Source organism: Nocardioides marinquilinus, from assembly GCF_039543705.1.
Lineage (GTDB): Bacteria > Actinomycetota > Actinomycetes > Propionibacteriales > Nocardioidaceae > Nocardioides > Nocardioides marinquilinus.
The window spans coordinates 120372-138079 of the sequence record NZ_BAABKG010000002.1 but is presented as its reverse complement, the minus strand read 5'-3'; the positions used below and the strand labels follow the sequence as shown (position 1 = coordinate 138079).

The following is a 17708-nucleotide window of genomic DNA, read 5'->3' as shown; positions in this document are numbered from 1 at the left end:
CGTGGCGTAACTCTCGGTGACAACATTCGTTGGGGTTGAGACGACACGCCATGGGGTAGGAAGCGTGTCATCTCGGAGGGCCCCACCCCCTCGCGTCCGTAGGAGCAAGCCTTGTCTTCGAGCACTGGTCGTCTTCGCAAGACCGCCGCCGTCCTGCCTCTCGCCCTGCTGTCGGCCGCCTGGACGGCGAGCCTCGCCGGCGTCGGGTTCAACCCCGTGAGCAGCGCGGCACCGTCCACCTCCGCGCCCGACGGGTCCGGCCGCCTGCCCGACGGCAGCCGCGTGCCCACCGTGCCCTTCGACGACCCGGCGTCGGTCTCGGCGCCCGACGAGGACGCCGGATCGGTCACCGGTGTGAACGGCGACGCCCAGCAGATCGCCGCGACGTCCTCGACCAACGGCATCCCGTCGGCGGCCCTCGCCGCCTACCAGCGGGCCGAGACGGTCATCAACGCCGCCGACCCCGGCTGCAAGCTCACCTGGCAGCTGGTCGCGGCGATCGGCCGCGTCGAGTCGAACCACGGCCGCTTCGGCGGCTCGGCGCTCGACAGCGACGGCGTCGCGACCCCCGCCATCACCGGCATCGCCCTCGACGGTCGCAACGGCACCACGGTCATCCGTGACACCGACGCCGGCCAGTACGACGGCGACCGCTCCTTCGACCGCGCCGTCGGCCCGATGCAGTTCATCCCGTCGACCTGGGCGCAGGTGGGCGTCGACGCCGACGGCGACGGCGAGCGCAACCCGCAGGACATCGACGACGCGGCGCTGGGCACCGCGGTCTACCTCTGCTCGGGCGACGACGACCTCTCGACCCTCTCGGGCCAGCGCGACGCGGTCTTCCGCTACAACAACTCCGAGTCCTACGTCGACCTCGTGCTCTCGGTCATGGACGCCTACCTCGGCGGCGACTACATGTCGGTGCCCGACGACACCGCCGACGCCGGCTACCTCACGCCCGGCCCCTCGATCGACCTCGGCGACCTGCGCGACCGCGGCCGCGACCGTGGCGACGACCGCCCCGGCCCGGCGCCCACCGCGCCGAGCCCGACGGCCGAGCCGACGCAGGAGCCGACCACCGACCCCACGCAGCCGAGCGAGCCGACCGAGCCGACCGAGCCCACCCAGCCCGAGCCGACCGATCCGTCGACGCCGAAGCCGCCCAAGCCGCCGACGCCGACCAACACGCCCGACCTGCCCGACGTCGACGAGGTCGTGCCCGACGTGCCCGACACCGGCGTCCCGCCCGTCGACGACACGATCAGCAAGGCCGAGGCGACCACCACGTGCCTGGCCCAGCTCGGGTTCGACTCGGTGGCCGACCTGCTCACCGCCGCCGTGCTGAAGCCCGACCTGCCGGCGAAGCTCGACGCCTGCGTCGCCAAGCTGGTCGGCTGACGGCCGACCCGTGCTACTTGGCCGACCCGGCGACGGGAGGGCTCAGCGCAGGTTGCGCGCCACCTCGGTGGCCCAGTAGGTGAGCACGACGTCGGCGCCGGCGCGCCGGATGGAGGTCAGCGTCTCGACGATGGCCTGGTCGCGGTCGATGACGCCGCGCTCGGCGGCGAGCTCGACCATCGTGTACTCACCGGAGATCTGGTAGGCCGCGACCGGCACGTCGACGGCGTCGCGCACCCGGCGGACGACGTCGAGGTAGGGCAGGGCCGGCTTCACCATCACCAGGTCGGCGCCCTCGGCGACGTCGAGCAGCGCCTCGCGCACGCCCTCGCGACCGTTGGCGGCGTCCTGCTGGTAGGTGCGGCGGTCGCCGACCAGCGAGGAGCTCACGGCCTCGCGGAAGGGGCCGTAGAAGGCCGAGGCGTACTTGGCGGCGTAGGCCAGCACGGCCACGTCGGTGTGCCCGGCGGCGTCGAGCGCGGCGCGGACGACGGCGACCTGGCCGTCCATCATCCCGCTGGGGCCGACGAGGTCGACACCCGCGGCGGCCTGGGCCAGCGCCATCTCGGCGTAGCGCACGAGCGTGGCGTCGTTGTCGACCTGCCCGCGCTCGTCGAGCACGCCGCAGTGGCCGTGGTCGGTGAACTCGTCGAGGCAGAGGTCGGACATGACCGGCAGCGCGTCGCCGACCTCGGCCTTGACGTCGGCGATGGCCAGGTTGAGCACGCCGTCGGGGTCGGTGCCGCCCGACCCCACGGCGTCCTTGTGCTCGGGGACGCCGAACAGCATCAGCCCGCCGACGCCCAGCTCGGCCGCCTCGGCGGCGGCCCGCCGCAGCGAGTCGGTGCTGTGCTGCACCACGCCCGGCATCGCGGCGATCGGGTGCGGCTCGGTCGCGCCCTCGCGCACGAAGGCCGGCAGGATCAGCTGCCGCGCCTCGAGCGAGGTCTCGGCGACCAGCCGCCGCAGCGCCGGCGTGCGGCGCAGCCGCCGCGGCCGGACGACGGGCCCGCTCATCCACGGCGTCCCGCCGCCGACGTCCGTGCTCTGCTGGTCCATCGGGCGGCTCCTCACGACGAAACTGCGGGTTCTGCGACGAAGGTTCGTGCCAGAACCGGGAGTTTCACCACTTAAGTGGTGAAACTCCCGGACCCGACCTCAGGCCTTCGCGCGGCTGGACCGGCGGGTGGTGGCCTTGCGGTCGGACGGCTTGGTGACCGGCTCGCCGGCCGCGACCAGCTCGGCGCGGCGGGTGGCGCCGAAGCCGGCGAGGGCCGAGACCAGCTCGTCGACGTCGGGGCGCGGGGCGAGGACGTCGACGCGCAGGCCGTGCTCCTCGGCCGTCTTGGCCGTCGCCGGGCCGATGACCGCGATCACCGTGGACGGGTGCGGCTTGCCGGCGATGCCGACCAGGTTGCGCACCGTGGAGGAGGAGGTGAAGACCACCGCGTCGAACCGGCCCGACTTGATGGCGTCACGCACCGGCGCCGGCGGCGGGGCGGCGCGCACGGTGCGGTAGGCGGTGACGTCGTCGCACTCCCAGCCCAGCTCGATCAGGCCGGCGACCAGGGTCTCGGTGGCGATGTCGGCGCGGGGCAGGAAGACCCGGTTGATGGGGTCGAGCACCTCGTCGTACTCCGGCCAGACAGCGAGCAGGCCAGCGGCCGACTGCCCGTGGGGGTCGTCGGCGGACGGCACGAGGTCGGCCCGCAGGCCCCACGCGGCGATGGCGGCGGCGGTCTTGTCGCCGACGGCGGCGATCTTCAGGCCCGAGAAGGCGCGGGCGTCGAGCCCGTACTCCTCGAACTTCTCGCGCACCGCGCGCACCGCGTTGACCGAGGTGAAGGCGATCCACTCGTAGCGACCCTCGACCAGACCGCGCACGGCCTTGTCCATCTGCAGCGGGTTGCGGGGCGGCTCGACCGAGATGGTCGGCACCTCCTCGGGCACCGCGCCGTGGCCGCGCAGGCCGGTGGAGAGCGAGGCGGCCTGGTCCTTGGTGCGCGGCACCAGCACCCGCCAGCCGAACAGCGGCTTGGTCTCGAACCACGACAGGGTCTCGCGCAGGTTCACGACCTCGCCGACCACGATCACGGCCGGCGCGGTCAGCCGGGAGGCGCTGACGTCGGCGGCGACGTGCTCGAGGGTCGAGCAGAGGGTCTGCTGCTCGGTGGTGGTGCCGACGCGGGTGACCGCGACGGGGGTCTGCTGGTCGCGCCCGGCGGCGGTCAGCGCCGAGGCCATCGCGCCGACCTGCTCGAGGCCGGAGAGGACGACGAGGGTGCGGTCGTCGGCGTAGCGGGCCCAGTCGACCTTGGCCGTCTCGCCGCAGGTGACGACGGCGACCTCGCGGTGGGCCTTGTCGGTGAGCGGGATGCCGGCGTAGGCGGGCACGGCGGCGACCGACGAGACGCCGGGGACGATCTCGAAGCCGATGCCGGCCTTGGCGCAGGCCTGCGCCTCCTCGGGGCCCGAGGCGTAGAGGAACGGGTCGCCGGCCAGCAGCCGCACGACCCGCAGGCCGCGCTTGGCCTGCTTGACGACGACCTTCGCGCGGGCGGCGTGGGTCAGCGGCTGGCCGTCCTCGCCGAACCCGCCGTCGACCAGCTCGGGCCGCTGGGGCTCGGCGTCGTCGTCGCCCTCGGCCGCCTCGGCGGCCGGAGCGGCGAGGCCGAGCAGCGTGCGGACGAGCGTCTCGTGCTCGGGCACCTCGGTGACCACGACGTCGGCGCGGCGCAGCAGGTCGACCGCGCGCACGGTCAGCAGGTCGGGGTCACCCGGGCCGCTGCCGACGAACGAGACCCAGGAACGGGCGATCAGCTCGGCGGTGGAGGGGGACTTGGCTCGCGTCATGCGTAGGGCACCTCTTGCTCGGTCGTGCAGGGCGGTCGTGCGGGTGGAACGGTGGTGCTGGTCGTGCGGTGTGCTGGGTCTAGGGCGGCGGGGCGTCGCCGGGGGCCGGGTCGTCGAGGTGGGCGGCGCCGTCCTCGAGCATCTCGGTGGCCAGGCGGACGCCGACGCCGGTCGCGTCGGCGACGTCGCCGGAGGCGGAGCGGCGCACCGAGAGCCCGCCGTCGGTCGAGAGGGCCACGGCGCGCACCCACAGCTCGGGGCGGTCGGGGTCGTCGCCCTCGACCACCTCGGCCAGGGCGCCGACGGGGGCCGAGCAGCCGCCCTCGAGGGTGGCGAGCACGGCGCGCTCGGCCTCGACGGCGGCGCGGGAGGCGGCGTCGTCCAGGCCGGCGAGCTCGGTGGCCAGCGGGTCGTCGGCCCGGCACTCGACGGCCAGCGCCCCCTGCCCGGGGGCGGGCAGCATCTGCAGCGGGTCGAGCACCTCGGTGACCTCGGCCATGCGGTCGATGCGGGCGAGGCCGGCGCGGGCCAGGACGACGGCGTCCAGCTCGCCGGAGTGCACCGTGCCGATGCGGGTGTCGATGTTGCCCCGCAGCCCGACGACCTCGAGGCCGAGGCCGAGGGCGTGCAGCTGGGCGGCGCGGCGCGGCGAGCCGGTGCCGACGCGGCTACCGGCCGGCAGCTCGCCGAGCGTGAGCCCGTCGCGGGCGACGACGACGTCGCGGGGGTCCTCGCGCGGCGGCACCGCGGCCACCACCAGGCCCTCGGCGGGTTCGGTGGGCAGGTCCTTGAGCGAGTGGACGGCGACGTCGACCCGTCCCTCGCGCAGCGCCTCGCGCAGGGCGCCGACGAAGATGCCGGTGGCGCCGGCGCCCGGCCCGACCAGCTCGGTGAAGGAGGTGCCGTCGGCCTGGCTGCGGTCGCCGTCGGTGGTGATCTCGACCAGCTCGGTGTCGCGACCGAGGTGCTCGCGCACCAGCGCCGCGACGTGCGAGGCCTGGGTGGTGGCGAGCAGGCTGCGGCGGGTGCCGACACGCACCGGACCGGCGCTCACTGCAGGCCCTCCGCGGGTCGGGTGACGGCGGTGACCGCCTCGGGGTCGAGGGCGAACAGCTCGGCCAGGGCGCGCTCGTAGCTGACGGCGCCCTCGCCGCCGGCGAGCTCCTTGACCCGCACGGTGGGCTCGTGGAGCAGCTTGTCGGCCACGCGGCGCACGGCGCGGCGGATCTCGTCGCGCTCGCCGTCGTCGAGGCCCGGCAGCCGCGCCTCGAGCCGCACCATCTCGGCGTCGACCACGGCGGTGGCCATCGAGCGCAGCGCGACCACGGTGGGGGTGACGCTGGCCTGCCGGCGCGCGGCGAGGAACGCCGAGACCTCCTCGGAGACGATGCGGCGCACCTCGGCGACCTCGCGGCCGATCTCGCTGGTGGCCAGGCTGTCGGAGAGCTCCTCGAGGTCGACGAGCGTGACGCCGGGCAGCTCGGCGACGCTGGGCTCGACGTCGTGCGGCAGCGCGACGTCGACGATGGCCAGCGGCCGGTCGACACCCTCGCGGGCGGTGGCGAGCATGTCGCGGGTGACCAGCAGGCCGGTGGCGCCGGCGCAGGCGACGACGACGTCGGCGCGGCCGAGCTCGGCGGGCAGGTCGGCCAGCGCGACGGCGCGGGCGTCGTGCTCGGCGGCCAGGCGGGCGGCGCGCTCGTGGCTGCGGTTGACGACGCTGACGTGCGCGGCACCGAGGCGGCGCACGGTGGCGGTGGCCAGCGCGGCCATGGCCCCGGCGCCGACCACGACGACGTAGGCGCCCTCGACGGCGGAGGTGGCGGTGGTGCCGCCGGTCTCGCTGTGCTCGAGCGCGGCGGTGACCAGCGACGGCGCGACGCGGTCGATGCCGGTCTCGGCGTGGGCGCGCTTGCCGACGCGCAGGGCCTGCTGGAACAGGGTGTTCAGCGACGGCCCGACGGTGCCGAGCTCCTGCCCCAGGCGCAGCGCGGCGCGGGCCTGGCCGAGGATCTGCGCCTCGCCGACCGCCATCGAGTCGAGCCCGGCGACGACCTTGAACAGGTGGGCGACCGCACCGTCGTCGTAGTGCACGTACAGGTGCGGCAGCAGCGCCTCGGCCGACTCGCCGGCCCGCTCGACCAGCAGGCGCGAGAGCGCCTCGACGCTGCCGTGGAAGCGGTCGACGTCGGCGTACAGCTCGACCCGGTTGCAGGTGGCCACGACGGTGGCCTCGCTGACGTGGGCGCAGCCGGCGGCGTCGGCGACGGTCTTCTGCACGGCGTCGGCGTCGAGCGCGACCCGCTCGAGCACCGAGACCGGGGCGGAGTTGTGGGAGATGCCCACCACGAGGACGCTCACTGGGCCGCCTCCATGCGCTCGCCGGCGCCGTGGGACTTGCGCTGCTCGTGGTAGGCGAGGATCTGCAGCTCGATCGACAGGTCGACCTTGCGGACGTCGACGCCCTCGGGCACCGCGATCACCGCCGGCGCGAAGTTGAGCACGCTGCTGATGCCGCAGGCGACCATGCGGTCGGCGACGTCCTGGGCGGCGGAGGCCGGGGTGGCGATGACGCCGATCGCGACGTCGTGCTCGCGCACGATCGCCTCGAGGTCGTCGAAGGCCCGCACCTCGACGCCGGCGACGACCTCGCCGTGACGCGTGGGGTCGGCGTCCAGCAGGGCCACGACGCGGAAGCCGCGGCTGCGGAAGCCGGAGTAGTTGGCGAGGGCGTGGCCCAGGTTGCCGATGCCGACGATGACGACGGGGAGATCCTGGGTGACGCCGATCTCGCGGGCGATCTGGTAGCGCAGGTAGTCGACGTCGTAGCCGACGCCGCGCGTGCCGTAGCTGCCGAGGTAGGAGAGGTCCTTGCGCAGCTTGGCCGAGTTGACCCCCGCCACCAGCGCGAGCTCTTCGCTCGAGCAGGTGGTGATGCCGTCGTCGGCCAGGCCCGTCAGGGCTCGCAGGTAGACGGGCAGCCGGGCGACCGTGGCCTCCGGGATCTCCCGGACGCCTTCGCCCGCCGTCCGCCCCGCCACGCCGCGGGAGTCGGCTCGACCTGGTGTCCGTGCGCTCACTGATCTTCTCTCCAGCCGCCCCACGAGTCGCCGTCCGGCGCCTCAGCGGGTCACGACTCCGTCACTGTAGGAGTTTGTGAACGGGGGAACGAAATCGCGGACTAGCACACGTGAGTCGGGTCACGACGACCGGCCCGACAGGGGCTCGCAGGCGACTCAGCCGCGGGCGAGGGCGGCGCGCAGCCGGGTCTCGTCGACGCGCCAGAAGTCGTGCTGGCGGCCGTCGACGAAGGTGACCGGCACCTCGTCGGTGAAGCGGCGCTGCAGCTCGGGGTCGTCGTCGACCATCACGACCTCGTAGCCCTCGCCGAGGTCGGCGCAGACCCGGCGGACGACGTCCTCGGCCTGCTCGCACAGGTGGCAGCCGGGCCGGGAGTAGAGGGTGACGCGGGCGCCGCCGCCGAGCGGTGCCGACCCGCTCGTCGCGGGCTCGTCGCCCACCCGCGGAGCGGGCTCCACCTTCGCCCGCCAGCGCCAGGGGCTGGTGCCCCGCTCCCGGCGGCTCACTCCAGCAGCCCCAGCGCGCGGCGGCGCTCGAGACCGCGCAGCCGGCCGCGCTGCACCTTGCCCGTGACGCTGTGCGGCAGCTCGGGGACGACCTCGAGGCGGCTGGGCACCTTGAACCGGGCCAGCTGCTGCTCGCACGCCGCTCGGACGTCGTCGGCCAGCGTCGCCGGGTCGGCCGGCGGGACGACGGCGGGGTCGGGGACGACGTAGGCCACGACGGCCTCGCCGGTGAGGTCGTCGGGCACGCCGACGACGCCGGCGGCGGCCACGCCGGGCACGGCGGCCACGACCCGCTCGACCTCGGCGGGGTAGACGTTGAAGCCCGAGACGATGACGAGGTCGCGCACCCGGTCGACGAGGTAGACGTCGCCGCGGGGGTCGACGTAGCCGACGTCGCCGGTGCGCCACCACCCGTCGGGCCCCGGGCCGTCGGCGCCGTCGGGCCAGTAGCCGCTGAAGAGGTTCTCGCCGCGCACCTCGAGCTCGCCGGGGTCGTCGCCGTCGGCGAGCGGCGCGCCCGACTCGCCCACCACGCGCACCTCGACGCCGGGCAGCGGCGCGCCGACGGAGCCGGCCGGGGCGCCGTCCGAGCGGAGCGTGGTGGTGACCACGGGGGCGGCCTCGGTGAGCCCGTAGCCCTGGTGCACCGGGATGCCGGTGCGCTCGACGAACTGCTCGATCACCTCGGCGGCGATGGGCGCGGAGCCCGAGAGCACCAGCCGCACCGGCCCGAGGCGGTCGGCGAGGTCGAGGTCGCGCCAGTGCGCGAAGACGGCGGGCGCCACCGGCACCACGCTGATCGCCTCGTCGTCGATGAGGTCGAGCGTCTCCTGCGGGTCGAACCGCTCGGTGAGCACCAGCTTGGCGCGCCGGCGCAGCACCCCGCCGAGCACCGCGTTGAGGCCGTAGACGTGGAACAGCGGCAGCACGCCGAGCACGACGTCGTCGCCGTGCATGATCGGCGGGTCGACGGCGGCGGCCTGCTCGATGTTCGCGGCGAGGGCCCGGTGGCTGAGCATCGCGCCGCGGGGCAGGCCCGAGGTGCCGCTGGTGTAGAGCAGCGCGGCGAGCCGCTCGGAGTCGTGCAGGGGCAGTGTGACGCGCGAGGCCCCGGCCCGCAGGTGGTCGTAGGAGCGCTCCCCCGGCAGCAGGGTGGTGCCGACGGCCACGACGCGCGGGGCGGTGGCGCGGGCGAGCGTCTCGGCGCGGACGTCGTCGCGCAGCGGCGACTCGTCGAGCGGCAGGCCGAGCATCGCCACGGCCTCGCGCACGGTGACGATCGAGTCGGGGTCGGCCACGACCAGCCGCACGCCGCAGTCGGCGAAGACGCGGGCGGTCTCGCGGGCCGAGCCGCCGGGGTTGAGCGGCACGGCCACGGCCTGGGCGCGCAGCGTGCCCAGGTAGGCGGTGACGAACTCGATGCGGTTGGCGGTCATCACCGCGACCCGGTAGCCGGCCACGATGCCGGCGGCGCTGAGGCCGGTGGCGACGCGGCCCACCTCGTCGTCCAGCGCGGCCCAGGTCAGCGACCGGCCGCCGGACTCGACGAGGGCCAGCCGGTCGGGCGTGGCCCGCGCGGCGTCGGCCAGCAGCTCGGCGGGCCCGGGCAGCACGCGGGCCTCGGTGTCCGTGGGGAGGGCGCCGGGCATGGCGGGAGTCTACGAGCCGCCGCGGGTCACGGCGTCCGAGTCGTCGGGTCGCGGGGTCCGACCGGATCCGTAGAGTGACCGCCATGGCGCGCCCCGACCCTGCCGACCGGTCCCGGCGCCCGCTCGACCTGCAGCAGCGCTCGCTGCTGGCCGGCGAGGCCGCCGCCGCGGCCGCCGAGGTCGAGACGGCGCTCGACCACCCGGTCGACCCGACCGCAGCGGCGTTCTTCGACGTCGACAACACGATCATGCAGGGCGCGAGCATCTTCCACCTCGCGCGCGGGATGCACCGCCGCAAGCTGTTCACGACCCGCGACATCGTGGGGGCGGTCTGGAAGCAGGCCTACTTCCGCGTCGTCGGCGTCGAGGACCCCGACCACATCGCCGAGACCCGCAACTCGGCGCTGTCGTTCATCGCCGGCTTCCCGGTCGCCGAGCTGGAGTCGCTCAGCGACGAGATCTTCGACGAGCAGATGGCCCACCGCATCTGGCCGGGCACGCGGGCGCTGGCCCAGCTGCACCTCGATCAGGGCCAGCGGGTGTGGCTGGTGACCGCCGCGCCGGTCGAGATCGCCCGCATCATCGCGCGCCGGCTCGGCCTGACCGGTGCGCTGGGCACGGTCTCCGAGACCGAAGACGGCCTCTACACCGGCCGGCTGGTGGGCGACCTGCTGCACGGGCCGGCGAAGGCCGAGGCCGTGCTCGCCCTCGCCGCCCGCGAGGGCCTCGACCTCGCCCGCTGCTCGGCCTACTCCGACTCGGTCAACGACCTGCCGATGCTCGGCCTGGTCGGCGACCCGGTGGCGGTCAACCCCGACGCGCGGCTGCGGGCCCACGCCCGCGAGCACGGCTGGCGGGTGCGCGACTACCGCACCGGCCGCAAGGCGGCGCGCGCCGGCCTGCTCGTGGCCGCCGGCGCCGGGGCCGCCACGGGTGCGGTGGCCGCCGGCGTCGCCCTGCGCGGCAAGCGCGGCGGCATGCTCTAGCGCCGGTCCGACCCTCCTCTCGGGGCCTGTCGCGCACCCAGAACCTGTTCTAGGATCACGTGGTTCTGAGCAACGTCGGGAGGGCGCCGGGATGCCTCAGCAGAGGCCTGACCGCGGGCGCGGGTGGGAGACCCTGCGCCGCTTGGTCGCGCTCGCCCTCGCCGAGCCGCTCCCCCAACCCGCCGGCGGAGCGGCGGGCCCGACGTCCGGCCCGGCGTCCGGCTGGCTGCTGTCGGAGGCACTCGCCGACGACACCGGCACGGGTGGCGCCCGCGGCACCGGGCCGACGGGCGACGACCGCGACCTGGCGGCGTCCTCGGAGGAGTCCGAGGCCGAGCGCAGCCGGCTGATCGCGCTGGTCGAGCTGGCGCGCGGCGGCGACGTCGAGGCGTTCGGGCTGCTCTACGACCACTACCAGCCCTCGGTCTACCGCTTCCTGTTCTACCGGGTGCGCTCGGCGCCCCTGGCCGAGGACCTCACCTCCGAGACGTTCTTCCGCGCCCTGCGCAACGTGACCTCGTTCCGCTGGCAGGGCAAGGACTTCGGCGCCTGGCTGATGACCATCGCGCGCAACCTGGCCACCGACCACTTCAAGGCCGGCCGCACGCGCCTCGAGATGACCACCGAGGACATGACGGCGCACGACGACGCCACCGACGGCCCCGAGGACGCCGTCCTCGCCTCGTTGACCAACGAGGTGCTGATGGAGGCGCTCCAGCAGCTGCCCGACGAGCAGCGCGACTGCCTGGTGATGCGCTTCCTGCAGGGCATGAGCATCGCCGAGACCGCCGCCGCCCTGGGCCGCACCGACGGCGCCGTCAAGCAGCTGCAGCTGCGCGGCGTCCGCAAGCTGGCCACGCTGATGCCGGAGGGCATCCGGTGACCGGTCTGGACCGGCGCCGGTCTCCCTCGAACCCGGCCATAACCCCCCGCCCCCTTCCGTCGTTGGGCGGGCAGAAGCACCTCGGGACCCGCGCGCGGGCCACCCCAGACCACCCAGGACGGAACCGATGAGCCCCGTGTTCTCGGCGCGGCGCCGCGCCGACGAGTTCGCCGCCCTGGTCGAGGACCCCTCGACCGCGGCGGCCGACCCGACGCGGTACGCCGACCTGCTCGAGCTCGTCGGGGCGCTGCGCAGCGAGCCCGCGCCCGAGCCGCGCCCGGCGTTCGTGGCCGACCTGCGCGAGCGGCTCATGGTCGCCGCCGAGGAGCAGCTCGCCCCGGCGCGGACGGCCGCCGCCACCGCCCCGGCGGGTCGCGGCCGCACCGACGACGAGCGGCGCCGGGCGCGACGCGAGCGGCGGATCGCGGCGCTGGTGGGCGGCGTGGCCGTCGTCAGCGCCACGGGCTCGATGGCCGTCGCCGCCCAGACCGCCCTGCCCGGCGACACCCTCTACCCGCTCAAGCGCGCGCTGGAGAACATCCAGACCGGCATCCAGAACGACCCCGAGGACAAGGGCTCGACCCTCCTCGACAACGCCACCGGCCGCCTCGACGAGGTCGGCGAGCTGAGCCGGTCCACCGACGACGCCGACCCGGCCGTCATCGCCGAGACCCTCGACGACTTCGCCGAGCAGGCCACCGAGGCCTCCGACCTGCTGCTCGACGACTACGCCGCCACCGGCCGCACCGGCGCCATCGACGAGCTGCGCGACTTCACCGACCAGAGCACCGCGGCCCTCGACGCCCTCGAGCCACTGGTGCCCGAGGAGGCCCGCGGCTCGCTGGTCGCGGCCAACCAGGTGGTCGAGCAGATCCAGCAGCAGCTCGTCACCGCGTGCCCCGCCTGCATCGACCTCACCGCCGGCCTCACCGCCGGCGTCGACGACGCCGTCGACCGGCTGCCCGGCGTCCTCGACGCCGCCCTCGGCGACCTCGTGACGCCGGTGCTGCCGCCCGCCGACCCGCGCCCGAGCGGCCGGCCCGACGAGCCGCGCGGCTCCGGCGGCCCGACCGCCCAGCCGCAGCCCTCGCAGCAGCCCAGCGGCACGCCCGCCCCGCCGGGCACCAGCCAGCCCCCGGCACCGCAGCCGACGCTGCCCACCGGCACCGACCGTCCCGACCAGCCCGCGCAGCCGTCGCAGACGCCCGACGTCGACACCGACCTCCCGGTCGACGATCCCATCGGCGACCTCGTCACCGGCGCCACCGGCGGCACCCGCTCCAACAGCGGCGGCGGTGGCCGCGGCGGCTCCGACGACCCCGTCGGCGACCTGCTCGAGGGCACCGGCGACGTCGTCGACGGCGTCGTGGATGGGCTCGGCGGCCTGGGCGGCCAGGGCTAGGCACGTCGGCGTCCCTCGCGGGTCGCCCGCCGACGGGCGGCTCAGCCGAAGACGGAGGAGCGCTGCATCAGCAGCGAGTAGAGCGTCTGCTGGATGGTCTCGCGCACCTGGTCGGTGACGTCGAAGACCAGCATCGGGTCGTCGGCGGCACCCGGCTCGTAAGCGTCGGTGCGCACCGGCTCGCCGAACTGCATGAGCCACTTCGAGGGCAGCGGCACCATGCCGAGCGGGCCGAGCCACGGGAACAGCGGCGTGATCGGGATGTAGGGGACGCCGAGCAGCCGGGCCAGGGCGGGCACGTTGCCGACGAGCGGGTAGATCTCCTCGGCGCCGACGACGGCCAGCGGCACGATGGGGACGCCGGTGCGCAGCGCGGAGGACACGAAGCCGCCGCGGCCGAAGCGCTGCAGCTTGTAGCGCTGCGAGTAGGGCTTGCCGATGCCCTTGAACCCCTCGGGCCACACGCCCACGAGCTCGCCGCCGCGCAGCATGCGCTCGGCGTCCTCGCTGCAGGCGAGGGTGGCGCCGCTGCGGCGGGCGAGGCTGCCGACCACGGGCAGCTTGAAGACCAGGTCGGCGCCGAGCGGGCGCAGGTGGCGGCCGGTGTGGTCGTGCACCGCCACCATCGTCATCAGGCCGTCGACCGGCACGGTGCCGGAGTGGTTCGACACGACCAGCGCGCCGCCCCGGGCCGGGATGTTCTCCAGGCCGCGCACCTCGACGCGGAACCACGTCTGCGCGATCGGGCGCAGCGTGGCGAGCAGCAGCTGCTGGGTGATCTCGGGGTCGAAGCCGTACTCGTCGACGGCGTAGTCACCGGTGACGCGGCGGCGCAGGAAGGCCAGGAACTGCGCCAGGCGCGGCTCCCACTGCTCGCCGAAGACCTCCTTGGCGCCCTGCTGGAACGCCGCGAGCCAGTCGCCGACGGGGATGCCGCCGAGCGGATGACGCTCGCGCACCCGAGCCGGCGCGCGGTCGGCGCTCGGCGGCGTCGGGTCGGCGGGCGTCGCGGCTCCGGCGTCCCGCGTGTCGCGAGCGTCCCCGGCGTCCACCGGGACCCCGACGGCGGACACGACGTCCGGCTCGGTGTCGTCGACGGGCGGCGGCGGGGCGCTGCGACGCGGCGGGGGCTTGCCGGCCAGGCCGCGGGCGGCGGACGACGGCGGCGTGCCGGTGCCGCGGCCGGGGCGGCCGCGGGTGCCGATCGGGATGATCTCGGCGTCACCCATCGGACCCTCCTCGCGACGGGACGCCCACCAGGGTCGGGGCGGGGTGTGCGGTCTCGGTGGTGCTGGGCAGGCGCTCGGCGAGGCCGGCGAGCACCTTCTCGGTGCGGCCGCCGGTGGGCGGCAGCCCCCGGGCGAAGTCGGCGAACGCCTCGGCGGTCGTGTACTGCGGCTCGAAGCCGAGCGTGGAGCGCATCAGGGTGGTGTCGACGCCGCGGCCGTAGGTGAGGAAGCCCTGCTGCTCGGGCGAGAAGTCGGCCAGCCGCGCCGAGCGCAGCACCGAGCCGAGGCTGCCGACGGCCGGGCCGGGCAGCTTCACGCTCGGCCGCTGCAGCCGCCGCACGGCCTGGGAGAGCATCAGGATGCCGTCGCCCGCGACGTTGAAGGTGCCGGGGACGTCGGTGACGGCAGCGTGGGTGAGCACCGCGCGCAGGTCGTCCTCGTGCAGGAACTGCAGGCGCGCGTCGAACCCGGCCACCGTGGGGATCACCGGGAGCCGGAAGTAGGAGGTGAGCGGGCTGGCGACGTGCGGGCCGATCACGTTGGCGCAGCGCAGCATCGTCACCCGGCAGTCGGAGCGACGGCGTGCGAACCCGCGTACGTAGCCCTCGATCTCCGCGACGTCCTTGGCGTAGCCCGAGCGGGGCTTGCCGCGGGGGTCCATGTTCTCGGTGAACATGGCCGGGTCGCGGTTGCTGGCGCCGTAGACCGTGGTGGTCGACTTCACGACGAGGTCGCGCACGGCCGGCGACTTCTGGCAGGCCGCCAGCAGCTGCATCGTGCCGATCACGTTGAGCTCCTTCATCGCCGCACGCCCCCCGGCACTGCCGGGGGTGGCGATGACGCTCATGTGGACGACGGTGTCGACGTCCTCCTTCGCGATGACCTTCGCGATGACCGGGTTGCGGATGTCGGCGCGCACGAACGACACGTCGCCCGCGTCGCCTCGCGGCGGGACGACGTCGACGCCGATGACGCGACGCACCGAGGGGTGCTCGGCGATCGCGCGCGCGCAGCGGCGACCGAGGTCACGGGAGACCCCCGTGACCAGCACGACGCGGTCGTCGCGGCCGCCGGCCATCAGGCGTGTCCCGTGCCGGGCTTACTTGCCGAGCTTGCGGCGCTGGACGCGCGTCTTCTTGAGCAGCTTGCGGTGCTTCTTCTTGGCCATGCGCTTGCGCCGCTTCTTGATGACAGAACCCACGGAGTAACCCAACTTCCCAACTGAACGTCTGAGACGGCCAGCCTAGCCGGGCACCCCCGCGTCCGAGGAATCGCTCGGCGGCTCGAGGCCCAGGCCGCGCGCCTGCGGGCGCTCCGTGCCGAGCACGTGGCGCGACAGGAACCCGAGCACGGTCTCGTACCAGACCCTCGCGTGCTGCGGCGAGAGGATCCAGTGGTTCTCGTCGGGGAAGTACAGGAAGCGGTGGTCGGTGCTGCCGTCCGCGGCCGCGGGCCGCCCCGACCGGGCGAGCAGGTCGTACCAGAGCCGCAGGCCCTCCCCGATGGGCACGCGGTAGTCCTTGTCGCCGTGGACGACGAGCATCGGCGTCACGATCTCGCCCACGTGCAGGTGCGGGGAGTTGGCCACCGACATCTCCGGCGTCATCTCGCGCTGCCAGTAGTGGGCGGCGTCCGTGGTGGGCCCGAACGCGTCGAGCGCCCAGAGCGAGGCGTGGGTGACGATGGCGCGGAACCGGTCGGTGTGGCCCGCGACCCAGTTGGCCATGTAGCCGCCGAACGAGCCGCCCATGGCCGCGGTGCGGGTCTCGTCGACGTCGGGGCGGGCCTCGGCGGCGTCGGTGACCGCCATCAGGTCGGTGTAGGGCTCCGAGCCCCAGCGCCCCCACCCGCGCTGCACGAAGTCCTGGCCGTAGCCGACCGACAGGCGCGGGTCGGGCAGCAGGACGGCGTAGCCCTCGGCGACCAGGTTCCACGGCAGCCACCGCCACGACCACTCGTTCCACGAGCCGAGCGGCCCGCCGTGGATCCACAGCACGAGGGGTGCCGGGTTGGTGCGGTTGGCCCCCCGCGGCAGCGCCAGCCACGCCCGCACGCGGACGCCGTCCGCGGCCGTGGTCTCGACCTCGACGAGCCGGCCGGGCAGCCGGGGCCGCTCGGCGGGGCCCTCGAGCCGGGCGACCTCGCCCGAGGCGACGTCGACGCGCACCACCTCGGGCGGGAAGCCGTAGCTGCTGCGGACGCCGAAGACAGTGCCGCCGTCGGGGTGCACGCAGGCCGCGGAGTACGCGGCGTCGTCGTCGGTGAGCCGGGTGACCGCACCGGTGGCGACCTCGACGCGGAACAGCGGCGCGCGGCCGTCGTCGGCGGCCACGACCAGCACCGAGCGGCCGTCGGGGAACCAGGCCAGCGGGATCGGCCAGCGGTCGAAGTCGGGGGCGAGCGGCGCCAGGTCGCCCGAGGCGAGGTCGACCACGGCCAGGCTGACGCGCGGCGCCTCGAGCGGCGTCGAGCGGGTCTCGACCCCGACCACCGCGCGGGCGCCGTCGGGGCTGACCGGGCCGGGGAAGTACTCGGCGTCGGGGCTGGTGGCGAGCACCCGGCGCCGGCGGGTGCGGACGTCGACCCGCACCAGCTCGGAGCAGGAGTCGGCCGCGCCGACCTCGCGCTGGGAGCCCACGAGCACGAACGACCCGTCGGGCGCGACCTGCGGCGAGGCGTGCAGCAGCGCGGGTCCGACGCCGGGGGTCAGGTCGCGCAGCTCGCTCGCGGCACGGTCGACGGTGCCCGGCGCCGCCGCGTCGCCACGGCGCGGCCGCACGGGGCGGACGGCGTGCAGGTGCGGCTGCCCCGGGCCGAGGTCGTGGTCCCAGAACCGGATCGGGTAGCCGTCGTGCAGGATCGCGCTGATCCCGGCCTTGCTGCGCTCCTCGCGCAGGGCGGCGTCGTCGTCCTCGCTGCTCGCCCCGGGCATCAGGTCGGCCATCACGAAGACCGCGGGGGCGGCCGACGCGGCGTGCACCGACGAGACGCCGCCCGGCCGACTGAGCACGACGCGGGCCTCGCCGCCGGCGCGCGGCAGCAGCCAGAGCGCCGGCCGCGGCTCGCCGTCGCCCTCGCCGTCGGGGTCGGGGCGCGCGGAGGTGAAGTAGAGGTCGCCGTCGCCGTCGAAGGCCGCGCCGGCCTCGCCCTTGGCGCTGCGGGTCAGCCGCACCGCCGGGCGCTCACCGGTCGGGTCGACCTCCCACAGCGCGGCGCGGAAGGCGGTGCCGTCGCTCGACGGCGTCGCGACGGTGGTGACCAGACGCGCGCCGTCCGGGCTCATCGCCAGCCCGGAGACCCGGGGCAGGGCGTTGACGTGGTCGAGGTCGTGGAACGGGGTCGTGGGGCCGGTCGCCATCCGGCGAGTCTGTCACCGCCCCGGCGCAGGGGCGAGGGCGAGCGGGCCCGACCGGCCGCGTCCTCGCGGAGGCTCAGCCGGCGTCGAAGAACGACCGCCGGAGGTACTCGTCGACGTCCTTCTCGGCCACCCGGAACGAGCGTCCGACCCGCACCGCGGGGAGGTCGCCGTTGTGCACCAGGCGGTAGACGGTCATCTTCGAGACGCGCATCATCGCCGCGACCTCGGCGATGGTGAGGAACTTGGGGTCGGAGAGCCCTCCGGAGGGGGTGGACACCAGGGCACCAGCTTTCTCGGGCGTTCGCCACCGGCTTCCCCACCGGTGATGACACGAACGCGTCAGTGAGCAGAGGATAGGGGTGA

The 17708-nt window shown here is 75.2% G+C and carries 16 protein-coding genes; 4 read left to right on the top strand and 12 right to left on the bottom strand.

Going from position 1 to position 17708, the window contains the following annotated elements; genetic code table 11:
• Positions 1-111: 111 nt before the first annotated feature.
• Positions 112-1398: a lytic transglycosylase domain-containing protein gene (locus ABEA04_RS06680; protein WP_345456005.1), complete on the top strand. Its 1287-nt coding sequence runs from the start codon at positions 112-114 to the stop codon at positions 1396-1398.
• 42 nt (positions 1399-1440) lie between these two features.
• On the opposite strand, the gene hemB is transcribed toward ABEA04_RS06680, so the two are convergent.
• From hemB to ABEA04_RS06645, 7 genes are all read right to left on the bottom strand, one after another.
• Complete coding sequence (gene hemB / locus ABEA04_RS06675; RefSeq protein ID WP_425576991.1) at positions 1441-2457, bottom strand: porphobilinogen synthase; 1017 nt, start codon at positions 2455-2457, stop codon at positions 1441-1443.
• 99 nt (positions 2458-2556) lie between these two features.
• Positions 2557-4251, bottom strand: a complete 1695-nt coding sequence (locus ABEA04_RS06670; RefSeq protein WP_345456002.1) for a bifunctional uroporphyrinogen-III C-methyltransferase/uroporphyrinogen-III synthase — start codon at positions 4249-4251, stop codon at positions 2557-2559.
• 79 nt (positions 4252-4330) lie between these two features.
• Complete coding sequence (gene hemC / locus ABEA04_RS06665; protein WP_345455999.1) at positions 4331-5305, bottom strand: hydroxymethylbilane synthase; 975 nt, start codon at positions 5303-5305, stop codon at positions 4331-4333.
• The gene (locus ABEA04_RS06660; RefSeq protein WP_345455996.1) at positions 5302-6612 is read right to left on the bottom strand and encodes a glutamyl-tRNA reductase; all 1311 of its coding nucleotides are present in this window, start codon (positions 6610-6612) and stop codon (positions 5302-5304) included. The genes hemC and ABEA04_RS06660 overlap by 4 nt, the downstream gene beginning before the upstream one ends.
• On the bottom strand, positions 6609-7292 hold the full coding sequence (locus ABEA04_RS06655; protein WP_345455993.1) for a redox-sensing transcriptional repressor Rex: 684 nt from the start codon (positions 7290-7292) through the stop codon (positions 6609-6611). The genes ABEA04_RS06660 and ABEA04_RS06655 overlap by 4 nt, the downstream gene beginning before the upstream one ends.
• A gap of 195 nt (positions 7293-7487) precedes the next feature.
• Complete coding sequence (locus ABEA04_RS06650) at positions 7488-7772, bottom strand: glutaredoxin family protein (protein WP_345455990.1); 285 nt, start codon at positions 7770-7772, stop codon at positions 7488-7490.
• A gap of 62 nt (positions 7773-7834) precedes the next feature.
• Positions 7835-9487, bottom strand: a complete 1653-nt coding sequence (locus ABEA04_RS06645; RefSeq protein WP_345455987.1) for a class I adenylate-forming enzyme family protein — start codon at positions 9485-9487, stop codon at positions 7835-7837.
• Positions 9488-9570: 83 nt separating this feature from the next.
• Here ABEA04_RS06645 and ABEA04_RS06640 point away from each other — a divergent pair, with 83 nt between their 5' ends.
• From ABEA04_RS06640 to ABEA04_RS06630, 3 genes are all read left to right on the top strand, one after another.
• Positions 9571-10473, top strand: a complete 903-nt coding sequence (locus ABEA04_RS06640; protein WP_345455984.1) for an HAD family hydrolase — start codon at positions 9571-9573, stop codon at positions 10471-10473.
• Positions 10474-10615: 142 nt separating this feature from the next.
• Entirely contained in the window at positions 10616-11356 is a 741-nt protein-coding gene (locus tag ABEA04_RS06635; RefSeq protein WP_345455981.1) for a sigma-70 family RNA polymerase sigma factor, read from the top strand.
• Between the two features lie 127 nt (positions 11357-11483).
• A complete protein-coding gene (locus tag ABEA04_RS06630; protein ID WP_345455978.1) occupies positions 11484-12758 on the top strand; it encodes a DUF5667 domain-containing protein in 1275 nt (424 codons plus the stop codon).
• A gap of 41 nt (positions 12759-12799) precedes the next feature.
• Here ABEA04_RS06630 and ABEA04_RS06625 read toward each other — a convergent pair whose 3' ends face one another.
• From ABEA04_RS06625 to ABEA04_RS06605, 5 genes are all read right to left on the bottom strand, one after another.
• Positions 12800-13987: a lysophospholipid acyltransferase family protein gene (locus tag ABEA04_RS06625; RefSeq protein ID WP_345455975.1), complete on the bottom strand. Its 1188-nt coding sequence runs from the start codon at positions 13985-13987 to the stop codon at positions 12800-12802.
• Complete coding sequence (locus ABEA04_RS06620) at positions 13980-15065, bottom strand: NAD-dependent epimerase/dehydratase family protein (RefSeq protein WP_345455972.1); 1086 nt, start codon at positions 15063-15065, stop codon at positions 13980-13982. The genes ABEA04_RS06625 and ABEA04_RS06620 overlap by 8 nt, the downstream gene beginning before the upstream one ends.
• Positions 15066-15086: 21 nt before the next feature.
• Complete coding sequence (locus tag ABEA04_RS06615) at positions 15087-15188, bottom strand: 30S ribosomal protein bS22 (RefSeq protein ID WP_008356322.1); 102 nt, start codon at positions 15186-15188, stop codon at positions 15087-15089.
• 42 nt (positions 15189-15230) lie between these two features.
• Positions 15231-17345 carry a S9 family peptidase gene (locus tag ABEA04_RS06610; protein ID WP_345455969.1) on the bottom strand — a complete coding sequence of 705 codons (2115 nt, stop codon included), beginning with the start codon at positions 17343-17345 and terminating at the stop codon, positions 15231-15233.
• Between the two features lie 73 nt (positions 17346-17418).
• Positions 17419-17622 (bottom strand): helix-turn-helix domain-containing protein, encoded by a 204-nt coding sequence (locus tag ABEA04_RS06605; protein ID WP_425576990.1) that lies wholly within the window; start codon positions 17620-17622, stop codon positions 17419-17421.
• Between the last annotated feature and the right edge of the window lie 86 nt (positions 17623-17708).